This window comes from Treponema sp. R6D11, assembly GCF_054786075.1.
The window spans coordinates 1-1,267 of record NZ_BDHD01000360.1 but is presented as its reverse complement, the minus strand read 5'-3'; the positions used below and the strand labels follow the sequence as shown (position 1 = coordinate 1,267).

Genomic DNA, 1,267 nt, shown 5'->3' with positions numbered 1-1,267 from the left:
AATATTTTCTGTTTATGCCGTGTCAGGTCTTATATTTTATGTGCCTAGTCTCATCATAAGAAAAAACATGGAAAAAAATAACGAGGTGGAAAAAAACGAAGACTAATACAGTCAAATTTTCTCTAAAATAAGGTTGATTTTTCCCAATAATAAGGTTTATAATAGATATTGATAAGGTTTATATGCCATATCTATAAGGTTTACATGTGTTATCGATAAGGTTTACATGTATTTTTGATAAGGTTTACAAGTAATTAAGGGAAAATAATGTCTGGAATTCGTCAAAGAGGCGAAGAAATTCGCGATTTTATACTGACAAACATAACGGATAATAAAAATATTGCCGCGCTTACATCTGAGCGGTTTGGTATTTCATTGCCTGCAGTATATAAACATATTAATAAATTGTTATCGGATAAGGAATTAGCCAGAAAATCAGGACAATATGTAATAAAGTCAAAGCAGGAAAAATATACTTACAAGATTAATAAAACCTTATCCGAAGACGCCGTTTGGGAAAACGACGTAAAAAAACATTTTATAGGCGTTCCTCAAAATATCAAGGATATTTGGACTTACGGGTTTTTAGAGATTTTCAATAATGCCATAGAACACTCAAAAGGTAAAAATATTGATTTGGTAATAAGTCAAAATAAGGCGTTTATAAGTTTGTCTGTCTCTGACGACGGAATCGGTATCTTCTATAATATCAAGCAAAAATTAAAGCTTACCGACGAAAAAGACGCTTTAATCGAATTGGCAAAAGGCAAACGCACAACCGATAAATCCCGCCATTCGGGGCAGGGCATTTTTTTTACTTCAAAAGCTTTTGACGATTTTATAATCATTTCCAAGGGAATAACTTATGCCGCCGACCAACAGAAGGATAACAATATAAAACCAGGCAAGGCAAAGTTTTCCACTTTTGTGTATATGCGTCTTGCAAACAATAGCGCTACGGTGCTAAAAGATATTTTTGATAAGTTTTCAACGGAAGTACCGGGTGATTTTGACAGAACAATAGTCCCAATAAATTTATCAAACACCGATGATTTAGTGTCTCGTTCACAGGCAAGGCGAATTTTAAGCGGTCTTGAATTGTTTAGAGAGGTTATTCTGGATTTTAAAAATATCGAGAATATCGGACAGGCTTTTGCGGACGAAATTTTCCGCGTATTTCCAAACAGAAATCCCGACACCAGAATAACCGCGCAAAACGCTAACGCTAATGTTCAATATATGATTAATCGGGCTATTAATACAAAAT

Annotated in this window: 1 protein-coding gene; it reads left to right on the top strand. The window is 34.1% G+C overall.

Going from position 1 to position 1,267, the window contains the following annotated elements:
* Positions 1-267 precede the first annotated feature (267 nt).
* Positions 268-1,267: STAS-like domain-containing protein (locus ACYVTD_RS13110; protein WP_461248184.1), on the top strand; the 1,000-nt coding region annotated here is incomplete at its 3' end.